The following is a 12,871-nucleotide window of genomic DNA, read 5'->3' on the forward strand; positions in this document are numbered from 1 at the left end:
ATTTACCGAACGTTATGTCCAGGTGACAATCGACCTCACAAGACGAAATCTCGACGGTGAGGATGCGGCCCGAATATCACCCCTGATCAGGGCGCATTCCGGGCTGTCGGCGCGCGACCACGGACGAGTCGGGGTGACCGGACTCACCCCCGCCGCCGAGGGTGTTTCAGCCCAGTTTGTAGCCGCGGTGCAGTGCCACCACACCACCGGTGAGGTCACGCCACTGCACCGAGTCCCAGCCGGCGTCCGCGATCCGGCGGGCCAGCCTGCGCTGGTTCGGCCAGGCACGGATCGACTCGGCCAGGTACACGTACGCGTCAGGGTTGGAGCTCACGGCGCGCGCCACCCGGGGCAGCGCCTTCATCAGGTACTCCATGTACACGGTGCGGAACGGTCCGAACACCGGTGTGGAGAACTCGCAGACCACGACCCGGCCGCCCGGTTTGGTCACCCGCAGCATCTCGCGCAGTGCCAGATCGATGTCGGCGACATTGCGCAGCCCGAACGAGATGGTCACCGCGTCGAACGAATCATCGGCGAACGGCAGCGCCATCGCATCGCCGGCCACCATCGGCACCTGCCGGAACCGGCCCGCCGCGAGCATCCCCTGGGAGAAGTCGGCGGCCACGCACCAGGCGCCGGACTTGCCGAGCTCCACGGTCGAGACGCCGGTACCCGCGGCCAGATCCAGGACCCGCTCGCCGGGACGCAGCGTGAGAGCACGTCGCGTCGCCCACCGCCAGTACCGATCCTGGCCACCGGAGATGACCGTATTGGTGAGGTCGTAGCGCTTCGCCACACCGTCGAACATCGACGCGACCTCGTGGGGTTGCTTGTCCAGCGAAGCCCGAATCGGTTCTCGCTGCTCTGTTGTCGCCACGCACCGAGCTTAGAGTTTTTTCGCCGCGATAGCGCGGGTGGGTTGCGCCACTCAGGCCGTGCGCGGCAATCGCTCGCGCATCCCGGTGACGTCGGCGTAGTGACCCATCAGCTCGGTGCAGACCGCGGGCCAGGTGCGGTGCAGCACCGACTTGCGCGCCGCCGCCGCGAACCGGCCGCGCTGGCCCGCGTCACGCAGGGCCGACACCGCGCTCGGCAGCAATTCCGCGAACCGGTCGACCGGCAGCAGATACCCGTTGCGGCAGTGCGAGATCAGATCCCGTGGCCCACCGGCATCGGGCCCGATCACCGGCACACCCGAGGACAGCGCTTCCTGTACGCCCTGACAGAACGTCTCGTGTTCGCCGGGATGCACCATCACGTCCAGGCTGGCGTAGTGCGTGGCCAGCTCGCTGCCACCCAGTTCGCCGGTGAACACCGCGTCCGGCATCAACCTGCGCAGCCGGGCCCGTTCCGGTCCGTCGCCCACCACGACGAGCTGGATCGACGGGTCACCGGCCAGTGCGGCCAGCCGTTCCACGTGCTTCTCCGGTGCGAGCCTGCCCACGAACCCGACAACGAGCCGGTCATTGGAACCGAGCCAGCTCGCCCGCAGCTCGGCACTGCGCGCGGCCGGGTTGAACCGGGCGATGTCCACGCCACGGCCCCAGCGGTGCACTCGGGGAATCCCGTGCTCGGCGAGATCGTGCGCGGCCGCCGACGACGGTGCCAGCGTGCGGGTGGCACCCTCGTGGATCCGGCGAGTCCACGCCCACGCGGCCCGTGCGGCCAGCCCGAGCCCGTAACTCTTGGCGAACCCGGCCACATCGGTCTGGTACACCGCGACGGTCGGCAGGTCCAAGCGCGTCGCCGCGGCGAGCCCGCCCGCGCCGAGCAGGAACGGCGAGGCCAGGTGCACCACATCGGGATCGAATGCGGCGATGGCGGCGGTGATGCCCGGTTGTGGCAGGCCCACCGGCAGCGAACTCACCTTCGGCACCATCATCGCGGGCACGCGGTGCACCGGGAATCGGCCGTGGAAACGAGGTGCGGGTGGGGCGCCGCGCAGGGAATCGGGCGCCACGATCATCGCGTCGTGACCGTGCTGGTCCAGGTGATCCAACACCCGCAGCACGGAGTTGACGACGCCGTTCATGTTCGGCAGGAAAGACTCCGAGACGATGGCTACGCGCACTCTTCCAGGGTGACCGTCCCACCGCGCGACACCCCCACACCGACGTGAAGCCGGGACGAACAGCAAACGAAGTTACGCCTCGCGCTGCTTTCGGCGCACGATCCACAGCACCGGCAGGGCGAGCGCCCACGCCACGAAGATCACCGACGCTGCCGGGATGATCGCCACCCGTGCGTCGCGCCCGGCCACCCGGACCAGGTCGGGGTCGCGCGTGCTGTATTCGACGTTGATCCGCTGACCAGCGGTCAGATTCGTCGGATACAGGATGCCGACCTTCGGATTGTGGGTCACGCTGTCGGGCGTCACATAGATCACCGCCGAACGCAACCGGCCCGCGGACAGCACCTCGCCGGAGGTCACGCCACGATGCCGCTCGATTTCGAAGTCGTTGCGCCAGGCCGCGAGTACCAGCAACACCATGAGCACGCTGACCACGGTCGCCGCCCCGACCACCCACACCCGAACCCGGCGCAGGCGCTTGTTCCGCCGCTCCGACAGGCTGGTTTCCGACACCCGCCACACAGTACCGGTCACCTCGGGGACCGGAAGTTCCTGCACGCGCCGACGCCCCACGAGCCCCTCCCCTAACATTCCCGCTATGTCCCGCAAATTCAGCTTCACCGCGCCCTACACCGTCCCGGTCGAAGAGCTTCACCGGGCACTTGTCGACGACGCCGTCTGGCAGGCGCGTTTCGCCGGCGCCGAGACCGCGACCATCGAACTCTCCCATCCCGACGGCCCCGATTCGATCACCATCCATATGACCGAAACCCCAGGTAAGGACAAGGTTCCCGCTCTGGTGCGCAAGGTGCTCAAGAGCGATCTCGTCCTGGTCCGCACCGACAACTGGCAGCCACTGGCAGGCGAGGTCGCCAAGGGCAGTTTCACCGGCAACACCAGCGGCATCACCACCGAGATGTCGGGCACCTATGAACTGCGGCCCACCGCCGAGGGCAGCGAGATCGAGGTCGTCGGCACGGTCAAGGTGAAGGTTCCGCTGGTCGGCGGCGCGATCGAGCCGCTGGCCGAACAGTTGCACCAGCGCGTCCTGAACAGCGAACGCAAATTCATCGAGAACTGGTTCGCCAAGCTCTGAGCCGACAGCGAGGGGTGCCGCTCCACCGAGCGGCACCCGCGCGTCAGCCGCGGTTCTCGACCAGCACCAGCCAGTTGCCCGAGTTGTCGCGAATGATCGCCTCGGTGCCGTACGGACGTTCGGACGGCGGCTGAATGAACTCGACTCCCTTCGCGGCGAGTTCCTCGTAGGTCTTCTGGCAGTCGGCGGTGCGCAGCCCGAGGGCGCCGTGGGTGCCGTCGGCCAGTGCCCGCCGGATCGCGTCGGCGAGGTCGTCGGTGAGCGGCGGCCCCGGGATCATCAGGGTCACCTCGAGCTCGCGATGATCGGGGTGGGCGATGCTCACCCAGCGGAAGCCGTTGTCGCCCATGCTGTCCCGCCTCCCCGTGAATTTTGGCCGGACTCAGGTGCGGGTTCGCTCCCGTTGGCGGCCGGCGGAACCAGGGCGGCTGAGTTGGCTGCGGCAGCAGCGCCGGCACCGGACGACGCGCCGCCTCGCTCGCGACCGTTCCGCCCGCCCGCGTTCGGTCATCAGCTGAAGGGCTGCAGTTCGTCGGCGCGCAGAGAGGCCCGCCCGGCGGCCCGCCAGGCGCGGGCCGTGAGGTCGAGGTCCTCGTCGGTCACCAGATTGCCCATCACGCGAACCGCCGTGCGCTGCAGATACTTCGAGCGCATCACCGGCGGCCCCCCGAGTGGGACCATCCTCGGCTGGGTGGCCAGGCCGGCCAGCCTGCGCGCCACGGAGAACGTGCGTCCGTAGTGGTCACGCAGCAACTGCGGCCACGCTCGGCTCAGATCGGGTTCGTCGAGCAGGTCCGCGAGCATGTGCCCGCCTTCCAGGCCGTAGTCGATGCCTTCGCCGTTGAGCGGGTTCACGCAGCCCGCGGCGTCACCGACCAGCACCCAGTTCGGGCCCGCCACGTTCGAGACCGCGCCGCCCATCGGCAACAGCGCCGAGGCCACCGCGCGCAGTTCGCCCTCGAGTTCCCATTCCTCGCGACGCAGCTGGGTGTAGTGCTCGAGCAGCGGCTTGAGGGCGACGTGCGAGGGCCGCGCCTCGGTGGCCAGCGAGCCGACGCCGATGTTCACCTCGCCGTTGCCGAGCGGGAAGATCCAGCCGTAGCCGGGGACCAGCTCGTCGGCGGCATTGCGCAGTTCCAGATGGGAGGAGATCCACTGATCGTCGCTGCGACCGGACTTGATGTAGGCGCGGGCCGCGGTTCCGTAGGCGTAGCGGCGATGCCAGGTGCGACCCAGCTGTTTTCCGACGGGGGAGCGCACGCCGTCGGCCACCACCAGTACCCGGCAGCGCACCGTGTGGGTGGACGCGCCGATCCGCACCGTCACCCCGGTGACCCGCTCGCCCTCGCGCAGCACCTCGGTGACCTTCGCGCCGTCGACCATCCGCGCACCGGACTTGATCGCGGTCTCGCGCAGTTTGTCGTCGAGTTCGGTTCGTGGAACCGCACTTCCGTACGTCGGGAACGACCCACCCGGCCACGGCAGCAGCGCCTCCTTGCCGAAACCCGCCATCCGCAGGCCGTGGTTCACGGTGTGCGCGCGCAACCATTCGCCGAGACCCAGATGTTCCAGCTCGGCGGTGGCGCGGGGCGTCAGCCCGTCACCACACGTCTTGTCGCGCGGGAAAACCGCCGAATCGAGCAGGAGCACATCGCGTCCGGCGCGCGCGGCCCACGCCGCCGACGCGGAACCGGCGGGCCCTGCCCCGACGACCAGCACCTCGACGGTGGCAGGCAGCGGAGCACGGTCGGCAGGGGTGAGATCCGGTGAACCCATGGCTCAATACTGGCACTGTCGGCCGCTGTGCGAGAGTGTCGGGTACACCGGGAATTGTCACTGTGTGACGGGGTTCATCGGCCATAGTGCCGGGACACGCTAGGTTGCTACCCGTCGGGGTCGGACGCATCGCTGGGAGAAGATAATGAGCACATCGGCTGTGAGCGACGAAAGCACCGTGGTTGCCGGGGTAGATCTCGTCGATCCCGAACTCGCCGTCACCGTGCGCGACGGACTGGCCGCGGTCGAGAAACTGCTCGTCGACGAACTCTCCGACGGTGAGGAATTCCTCCAGGAGGCGGCGCTGCACCTGGCCAGGGCGGGCGGCAAGCGGTTCCGGCCGTTGTTCACCGTGCTCACCGGCCAGCTCGGACCCAATCCGACCGACCCGGCGCTGATCACCGCGGGCACGGTCGTGGAACTGGTGCACCTCGCGACGCTCTACCACGACGACGTCATGGACGAGGCGACGCAGCGTCGTGGCGCGGAGAGTGTCAACTCGCGGTGGGGTAACAACATAGCGATCCTGGCGGGCGATTACCTGTTCGCCCACGCCTCGCGCCTGACCTCCACCCTCGGCCCCGACGCGGTCCGCATCATCGCTGAGACCTTCGCCGAGCTGGTCACGGGCCAGATGCGGGAAACCATGGGCGCCAAGCAGACCCAGGACCCCGTCGAGCACTACCTGCGCGTGGTGTGGGAGAAGACCGGCTCGCTCATCGCCGCCGCGGGCCGTTTCGGCGGCACCTTCTCCGGCGCGGGCCTCGAGCATGTGGAACGCCTGGCGCGCCTCGGCGACGCGGTCGGCACGGCGTTCCAGATCTCCGACGACATCATCGACATCTCGTCCTCGGCCGAGCAGTCGGGCAAGACGCCGGGCACCGACCTGCGCGAAGGCGTGCACACCCTGCCGGTGCTCTACGCCCTGCGCGAGACCGGCGCCGACGGGGACCGACTGCGTACTCTGCTGGCGCGCCCGCTGGAAACCGACGCCGAGGTCGACGAGGCACTGGAACTGCTGCGCCGCTCGCCCGGCATGGCGCTGGCCAAGGAAAAGCTGGCCGAATACGCCGACCTCGCCGATACCGAACTCGCCGCGCTTCCCCCTGGCCCCGCCAACGACGCCCTCACCCGCCTCGTCCGCTACACGATCGAACGCGTCGGCTGACCAGGAACCAACACCACCCGGCGCACGTTGTCTTGTCGCGACGAAACAACAGATTTCGACAGCACATGGGTAACTCGCCGGGTACGCCCAGAACCGTTCCCGTTGTCCACCGCAGGCCCGATGCCTGACGAACGCAGCGCCTGACGACCGGCACAAGGCGCGGGGAGGCGGAAATGCCCAATGGGATCAAAACGTTCGGTTTGATGGTGGGCATGTCGGCGTTGATCGTCGCCATCGGGGCGATGTTCCGCAGCCCGACGATCCTGATCATCTCGATCGTGCTGGCCGTCGGCATGAACGCCTACGCCTACTTCAACAGCGACAAGCTGGCCTTGAAGGCGATGCACGCGCAACCGGTGAGCGAACTGGAGGCGCCGGTCATGTACCGGATCGTGCGCGAGCTCGCGACCACGGCGCGCCAGCCGATGCCGCGCCTCTACATCAGTCCCACCAGCGCCCCCAACGCGTTCGCGACCGGCCGCAATCCCCGCCACGCCGCGGTCTGCTGTACCAGCGGCATCCTGCAATTGCTCGATGAGCGCGAGTTGCGCGCGGTGCTCGGCCACGAGCTGTCCCACGTCTACAACCGCGACATCCTGATCTCGTCGGTGGCGGGCGCGATGGCCTCGGTCATCACCGGTCTGGCGAACATGGCGTTCTTCGCGAGTTCGTTCGGCAGCAGAGACGGCAACGGACCGAACATCATCGGTGTGCTGCTGGTCTCACTGCTCGGGCCGATCGCGGCGGGCTTGATCAAGATGGCGGTCTCGCGATCGCGGGAGTACCAGGCCGATCAGTCCGGCGCCGAGCTCACCGGCGACCCGCTGGCCCTTGCCTCGGCCCTGCGCAAGATCGAACGCGGCGTCCAGGCGGCCCCGCTTCCGCCGGACCCCAAGATCACGAGCGAATCGCATCTGATGATCGCCAACCCGTTCCGCGCGGGCGACCGCGTCGCCCGCTGGTACTCCACCCACCCCCCGATGGACGAGCGCATCAAGCGTCTGGAGGAGATGGCCGGCGGCACCCATCACCATTGAGTGCCGCCCACACCGGACCTATCGGTAGTTGACGAACTGCAGGGCGATTCCGAAGTCCTCGCCCTTGAGCAGCGAGATCACTTCCTGCAGGTCATCACGCTTCTTGCTGCTGACCCGCAGCTCCTCACCCTGGATCTGCGCCTTGACGCCCTTGGGGCCCTCGTCGCGGATCTTCTTCGAGATCTTCTTCGCCTTCTCGGTGTCGATACCCTGCACCAGCGTGCCGGTGATCTTGAAGATCTTGCCCGACGGCTGCGCCTCGCCGGCGTCGAAGGCCTTCAGCGAGATGTCGCGACGGATCAGCTTCTCCTTGAAGACGTCGAGCGCCGCCTGCACCCGCTCCTCGGCATTGGCGGTCAGCACGATGGCCTCCTCGCCCGACCATGCGATCGACGCATCGGTGCCCTTGAAGTCGTAGCGCGAGTTCAGTTCCTTCTCCGCCTGATGCAGAGCGTTGTCGACCTCCTGTCGATCGACCTTGCTCACGACGTCGAATGACGAATCAGCCACACTGCGCTCCTGTCCTGTGAAGGTCCGGCGAACTCCGGGGCCGGGATGTGCCGGCCACCGAGACAGTTGTACCCGCATCGGGGGACGACCGGTGCTCGCAGGGGGTCTGTGCAGGCGTTTTGATAGTCCGGGTGGGTACGTTGTAAGCTGCTCAGCGCACCGGAAACGGCGCACACGGCAGATTGCCCGAGCGGCCAATGGGAGCGGACTGTAAATCCGTCGGCTTATGCCTACGTAGGTTCGAATCCTACATCTGCCACATCGAACCCCCGTCGATCATGAAGATCGGCGGGGGTTCCTTGGTTCTGCGGGTCGTTCCCGCGCGGATCCGGGTAGCCTCGATGTGAGCGGGTCGGAACCAGCGGTCTGAAACCCCGTGAAAATGCCCTTTGAGCTGCCGATTTGGTGCTCTGGCCGGGGAGTGTGTAATCTCGTTCAGGACGCCGGAGCACGGGGTCACGCTGATCGGCTTGCCGATACAGACTCTGTGCCACGTAGTCATGCCCCCTTAGCTCAGTCGGTAGAGCGTTTCCATGGTAAGGAAAAGGTCAACGGTTCGATTCCGTTAGGGGGCTCGCCGGATTGCCGGTGGTGAGCGGCTTACCGCGGCATCATCGGGATATTAGTCCGCCGTGGCGGTGTAGCTCAGTTGGTAGAGCAAACGACTCATAATCGTTGTGTCGCCGGTTCAAGTCCGGCCATCGCTACCAATTTCAACTCAGCCCAGACCGGAAAGAAGGCAAATCGTGGCCGCGAAGTCCACCGATGTCCGGCCAAAGATCACCTTGGCCTGCGACGAGTGCAAGCACCGCAACTACATCACCAAGAAGAACCGGCGTAACGACCCGGATCGCCTCGAGCTGAAGAAGTTCTGCCCGAACTGCGGAACTCACCGGGCGCACCGCGAGTCGCGCTAGTTTTCAGAAACATCTGCCGAAGGCCGGACGAGAGTCCGGCCTTTGTGCTTTTCCCGGGAAGTTCATGGAAAGTTCGGGGCCGATACAGTACCCGGACGCATCACGTTTTACACCGGTCGACTTCGGTGCTGTCTTACGAGTGAGTAAGGTCCACGTTGTGACAGTGAACACCGGAACTCACGAAGCGGTCCCTGCCGCAGCCGCCGAATCCTTCGATCCCGCCGCCCACGCGGCCTCGATGGTCGGCCACCACTACCGCGTCGACGACTACTACGAGGTCGGCCGGGAGAAGGTGCGCGAATACGCCCGTGCGGTGCAGGATTACCACCCGGTGCACTGGGAGGAAGACATCGCCCGCGAGTACGGCCACCAGGGTCTGCTCGCCCCGCTCACCTTCATCTCCCTGGTCGGCATCCTCGCCCAGCGCAAGCTGTTCGAGCGGATCGTGACCGGCTACGACCTGAGCCAGATCATGCAGACCGATCAGATCCTGGAATTCCACCGCCCGATTCGGGTCGGCGACCAGCTGACCTGTGATGTGTATCTGCATTCTTTCCGGCAGGCCTTCGGTGGCGACATCATCGTGACCAAGAACATCGTCACCGCCCAGGACGACGAACTGGTGCTCACCACCTACACCACCCTGATCGGCCGCAGCGGGGGCGACATCGATCCCCAGATGTCGGACGCGGTCCGCAACGTGTTGATGCACGGCCTCGGCGAGGAGGAACCCGCTCATCACGCGCCGGCCGAGCTGTCCGTCGGGACCACGTCCGACCCGATCACCAAGCAGCCGGAGCCGACGGTCAGCGTGCACGCCCTGTCCTTCGACAGCGTGTCGGTCGGCGACGAGCTGCCCACCCGCGTGGCGCGACTCACCCGCGGCGACCTCGTCAACTACGCGGGCGTGTCCGGCGACGCGAACCCGATCCACTGGAGCGACGAGGTCGTGAAGCTGGTCGGCCTGGACAACGTGGTCGCGCACGGCATGCTCACGATGGGGCTCGGCGGCGGTTTCGTCACCTCGTGGCTGGGTGATCCCGGCGCGGTGAAGGAATACAACGTCCGCTTCACCAGCCCGGTCTACGTCGGTTCCGATGTCCCGGCGGAGGTCGAATACACCGGCAAGGTGAAATCGGTCGATCCGCAGACCCGCACCGCTGTTGTCGCCATCACGGCGAAGTCGGCGGGTAAAAAGATCTTCGGCCGCGCCACGGCAACCGTTCAGCTGTCCTGACCTGGTCGAGTGTCCCGGATTGGCGATAACCGCGCGCGGTGACGTATAGTCGGGTCTCTGGGGTCACGAGATGCTGCGCGCTGATCTTCCCGAGGGGTTATCCCCTCATGGAAGCGGCGCGCGTGTTGTGTGACACTGGGGACAACTGAATATCGAATGTGGTTGGGCACTACAGCTCAGGCTGGTCCAACCGAAGGGGCGTAGCTCAATTGGCAGAGCAGCGGTCTCCAAAACCGCAGGTTGCAGGTTCAAGTCCTGTCGCCCCTGCCCTGAATGCCAGCGACGAGAGAGGATCGACGTGAGCGACGAGCGGGATACTCGCGGCGAAGACGGCGAGGACACCGCCGCTGCCACTCGACCGAGTGGCAAGCGGTCTGCTCGTCGTGTGCGCGCGTCGGATGCTCCGGCAGACAACGGATCCGTGGCCACGCTCGATCGGCCGTCGGGCTCGCGCAAGGCAGACAAGACCGCCGGTAAGGCAAAGACGGGCAACCCGTTCAAGCGGCTGCTCAAGTTCCTGCGAGAGGTCATCGCGGAACTGCGCAAGGTGATCTGGCCCAACCGGAAGCAGATGGTCACCTATACGGCCGTCGTTCTGGTGTTCGTGGTCTTCATGGTCGCGTTCATCGCCGGGATCGACGTGGCGTTCGTCAAGGGTGTCGACTGGCTGTTCGGCTGATCGCCGACACCCACGCCGGTAGCCGATCGCGGGTCGGAAGGGCGGAGTGTGCCTCCGCGCACCCGACCCGGCCCAGAGGATGTACGTGACGACACAGGAAGCGAGTGCCTCAGTGAGCACCCCGGAGAACGACACCAACGACGAGTTCCCGGTTGACGACGCTGTCGTGGCGGAAACCGCCACCGACGAGGTCGAGGCCGCCGAGCTCGCCGATGCCGACGAAGCCGTTGCCGACGAAGCCATGATCGAAGAAGTCGCCACCGAGGACGACCCCGAGGCCGACCCGATCGAGTCGATGAAGACCAAGCTGCGCCGCGTGCCCGGCGACTGGTACGTCGTGCACTCCTACGCGGGCTACGAGAACAAGGTCAAGACCAACCTCGAGACCCGTGTGCAGAACCTCGGACTCGAGGACTACATCTTCCAGGTCGAGGTGCCGACCGAAGAGGTCACCGAGATCAAGAACGGCCAGAAGAAGAACGTCAACCGCAAGGTGCTGCCGGGCTACATCCTGGTCCGGATGGAACTGAACAACGAGTCGTGGGGCGCGGTGCGCAACACCCCCGGCGTCACCGGTTTCGTCGGTATGACCGGCGGTGGCCCCGGCGCCAAGCCGACCCCGCTGACCATCAACGAGGTCGTGAAGTTCCTGGTTCCGGCCGGTGCGCAGGCGCAGAAGAAGGCCGCCGCGGCCGCTGCCGGTGGTTCGGATACCGGTAGCGCGGCTTCGGGCAAGCCCACCATCGAGGTCGACTTCGAGGTCGGCGAGTCGGTCACCGTCATGGACGGCCCGTTCGCGACGTTGCCCGCCTCGATCTCCGAGGTCAACGCCGAGCAGCAGAAGCTCAAGGTGCTCGTGTCGATCTTCGGTCGTGAGACCCCGGTCGAGCTGAACTTCACCCAGGTCTCCAAGATCTGAGTTCTCTCGCTTTCGCAAACGGCACCGCTCACCGGCGGTGCCGTTTCGCGTTTGTGCTGGTCGCTACCCGATTGCCGGGTCACGGGTCGAGTCAAGTAGAGTGTGATGGTTCGTGTTCTGACTTCCCCGCAGTACTTGTCGGGGCCTAGTCGTGCGCGGATACGAGGCTTACGGCAACCGTAAGGAACCGAACCCCAGAAAGCCAAGGAAGAAAGATGCCCCCCAAGAAGAAGAAGCTCGCCGGGATCATCAAGCTGCAGATCCAGGCCGGCGCAGCCAACCCGGCACCGCCGGTCGGCCCCGCGCTCGGTCAGCACGGCGTCAACATCATGGAGTTCTGCAAGGCGTACAACGCCGCGACCGAGTCGCAGCGTGGCAACGTCATTCCGGTCGAGATCTCGGTGTACGAGGACCGGACGTTCGACTTCAAGCTGAAGACCCCGCCTGCCGCTCGTCTGCTGCTCAAGGCCGCCGGTGTGCAGAAGGGCTCCGCTGAGCCGCACAAGACCAAGGTCGCGAAGGTCACCATGGACCAGGTCCGGGAGATCGCCAAGACCAAGGCCGAGGATCTCAACGCCACTGATCTCGATCAGGCCGCGAAGATCATCGCCGGTACCGCGCGTTCGATGGGTATCACCGTCGAAGGCTGAGCGAATCTCGCTCTCATGTGGGAGGGCCGGCCAGGCCCGACAACCACATCTGAACTCGAAACTTTAAGGACAGAAAATCATGGCAAAACGAAGCAAGGCGTACCTCGCCGCTGCTGAGAAGGTCGATCGCGACAACCTGTACTCCCCGCTGGCCGCCGCGCGCCTGGCGAAGGAGACCGCGACCACCAAGACCGACGCGACCGTCGAGGTCGCCGTCCGTCTCGGCGTGGATCCCCGCAAGGCCGACCAGATGGTCCGTGGCACCGTCAACCTGCCGCACGGCACCGGTAAGACTGCCCGCGTCATCGTGTTCGCCGCGGGCGAGAAGGCTTCCGAGGCCGAGGCCGCAGGCGCCGACGCCGTGGGCGCCGAGGACCTGATCGAGCGGATCCAGGGCGGCTGGCTCGACTTCGACGCCGCGATCGCCACCCCGGATCAGATGGCCAAGGTCGGCCGCATCGCGCGAGTCCTGGGCCCGCGTGGTCTGATGCCGAACCCGAAGACGGGCACCGTCACCAACGATGTGACCAAGGCCGTCAACGAGATCAAGGGCGGCAAGATCAACTTCCGCGTCGACAAGCAGGCCAACCTGCACTTCGTCATCGGCAAGGCGTCCTTCGACGACGCCAAGCTGGTGGAGAACTACGGCGCCGCGCTGGACGAGATCCTGCGTGTGAAGCCGTCGACCGCCAAGGGTCGCTACGTCAAGAAGATCACGGTTTCGACGAACACCGGACCGGGCATCCCGGTGGACCCGAACCGCACCCGCAACCTCCTCGACGAGGATGCGTGAGCTTCGGCTGACAGT

At 66.3% G+C, this 12,871-nt stretch carries 14 protein-coding genes, 4 tRNA genes and 1 pseudogene; 13 read left to right on the plus strand and 6 right to left on the minus strand.

Annotated features, from left to right (window positions below):
* Positions 1-166: 166 nt before the first annotated feature.
* The 3 genes from ACFTS5_RS22735 to ACFTS5_RS22745 all read right to left on the minus strand — a co-directional run bounded on the left by ACFTS5_RS22735 (position 167) and on the right by ACFTS5_RS22745 (position 2,587).
* Positions 167-880: a demethylmenaquinone methyltransferase gene (locus ACFTS5_RS22735; protein ID WP_378634239.1), complete on the minus strand. Its 714-nt coding sequence runs from the start codon at positions 878-880 to the stop codon at positions 167-169.
* A gap of 51 nt (positions 881-931) precedes the next feature.
* Positions 932-2,074 carry a glycosyltransferase family 4 protein gene (locus tag ACFTS5_RS22740; RefSeq protein ID WP_378634241.1) on the minus strand — a complete coding sequence of 381 codons (1,143 nt, stop codon included), beginning with the start codon at positions 2,072-2,074 and terminating at the stop codon, positions 932-934.
* Between the two features lie 72 nt (positions 2,075-2,146).
* Positions 2,147-2,587: a DUF3592 domain-containing protein gene (locus tag ACFTS5_RS22745; protein ID WP_378634244.1), complete on the minus strand. Its 441-nt coding sequence runs from the start codon at positions 2,585-2,587 to the stop codon at positions 2,147-2,149.
* 85 nt (positions 2,588-2,672) lie between these two features.
* Between ACFTS5_RS22745 and ACFTS5_RS22750 the strand changes: the two genes are divergently transcribed.
* Positions 2,673-3,170, plus strand: coding sequence for a DUF2505 domain-containing protein (locus ACFTS5_RS22750; RefSeq protein ID WP_378634245.1), 498 nt, complete (start codon positions 2,673-2,675; stop codon positions 3,168-3,170).
* A gap of 43 nt (positions 3,171-3,213) precedes the next feature.
* On the opposite strand, the pseudogene ACFTS5_RS22755 reads toward ACFTS5_RS22750, so the two are convergent.
* A pseudogene (locus ACFTS5_RS22755) lies at positions 3,214-3,522 on the minus strand (VOC family protein); the annotation flags it as partial.
* Positions 3,523-3,680: 158 nt separating this feature from the next.
* On the minus strand, positions 3,681-4,946 hold the full coding sequence (locus tag ACFTS5_RS22760) for a geranylgeranyl reductase family protein (RefSeq protein ID WP_378634248.1): 1,266 nt from the start codon (positions 4,944-4,946) through the stop codon (positions 3,681-3,683).
* A gap of 145 nt (positions 4,947-5,091) precedes the next feature.
* On the opposite strand from ACFTS5_RS22760, the gene ACFTS5_RS22765 reads away from it, so the two are divergent.
* Complete coding sequence (locus tag ACFTS5_RS22765) at positions 5,092-6,114, plus strand: polyprenyl synthetase family protein (RefSeq protein WP_378634250.1); 1,023 nt, start codon at positions 5,092-5,094, stop codon at positions 6,112-6,114.
* 173 nt (positions 6,115-6,287) lie between these two features.
* Complete coding sequence (gene htpX / locus ACFTS5_RS22770; RefSeq protein ID WP_378634252.1) at positions 6,288-7,151, plus strand: zinc metalloprotease HtpX; 864 nt, start codon at positions 6,288-6,290, stop codon at positions 7,149-7,151.
* Positions 7,152-7,169: 18 nt separating this feature from the next.
* On the opposite strand, the gene ACFTS5_RS22775 is transcribed toward htpX, so the two are convergent.
* A complete protein-coding gene (locus tag ACFTS5_RS22775; RefSeq protein ID WP_378634254.1) occupies positions 7,170-7,661 on the minus strand; it encodes a YajQ family cyclic di-GMP-binding protein in 492 nt (163 codons plus the stop codon).
* 176 nt (positions 7,662-7,837) lie between these two features.
* Here ACFTS5_RS22775 and ACFTS5_RS22780 point away from each other — a divergent pair.
* From ACFTS5_RS22780 to rplA, 10 genes are all read left to right on the plus strand, one after another.
* Positions 7,838-7,920, plus strand: a tRNA-Tyr gene (locus tag ACFTS5_RS22780).
* 243 nt (positions 7,921-8,163) lie between these two features.
* A tRNA-Thr gene (locus ACFTS5_RS22785) sits at positions 8,164-8,236 on the plus strand.
* Positions 8,237-8,295: 59 nt separating this feature from the next.
* A tRNA-Met gene (locus tag ACFTS5_RS22790) sits at positions 8,296-8,371 on the plus strand.
* A gap of 36 nt (positions 8,372-8,407) precedes the next feature.
* Positions 8,408-8,578: a 50S ribosomal protein L33 gene (rpmG, locus tag ACFTS5_RS22795; RefSeq protein WP_056814348.1), complete on the plus strand. Its 171-nt coding sequence runs from the start codon at positions 8,408-8,410 to the stop codon at positions 8,576-8,578.
* Between the two features lie 163 nt (positions 8,579-8,741).
* Positions 8,742-9,815, plus strand: coding sequence for a fused (3R)-hydroxyacyl-ACP dehydratase subunits HadA/HadB (locus ACFTS5_RS22800; RefSeq protein ID WP_378634504.1), 1,074 nt, complete (start codon positions 8,742-8,744; stop codon positions 9,813-9,815).
* Positions 9,816-10,009: 194 nt separating this feature from the next.
* Positions 10,010-10,082: transfer RNA gene (locus tag ACFTS5_RS22805), tRNA-Trp, on the plus strand.
* 31 nt (positions 10,083-10,113) lie between these two features.
* Positions 10,114-10,494: a preprotein translocase subunit SecE gene (gene secE, locus ACFTS5_RS22810; RefSeq protein WP_378634257.1), complete on the plus strand. Its 381-nt coding sequence runs from the start codon at positions 10,114-10,116 to the stop codon at positions 10,492-10,494.
* Between the two features lie 112 nt (positions 10,495-10,606).
* Positions 10,607-11,413 (plus strand): transcription termination/antitermination protein NusG, encoded by an 807-nt coding sequence (gene nusG, locus ACFTS5_RS22815; RefSeq protein WP_378634506.1) that lies wholly within the window; start codon positions 10,607-10,609, stop codon positions 11,411-11,413.
* A gap of 215 nt (positions 11,414-11,628) precedes the next feature.
* A complete protein-coding gene (gene rplK / locus ACFTS5_RS22820) occupies positions 11,629-12,063 on the plus strand; it encodes a 50S ribosomal protein L11 (RefSeq protein ID WP_019049397.1) in 435 nt (144 codons plus the stop codon).
* Positions 12,064-12,142: 79 nt separating this feature from the next.
* Positions 12,143-12,856: a 50S ribosomal protein L1 gene (rplA, locus tag ACFTS5_RS22825; protein WP_301903705.1), complete on the plus strand. Its 714-nt coding sequence runs from the start codon at positions 12,143-12,145 to the stop codon at positions 12,854-12,856.
* Positions 12,857-12,871 lie beyond the last annotated feature (15 nt).

This window comes from Nocardia sp. NPDC056952 (assembly GCF_042674185.1).
Lineage (GTDB): Bacteria > Actinomycetota > Actinomycetes > Mycobacteriales > Mycobacteriaceae > Nocardia.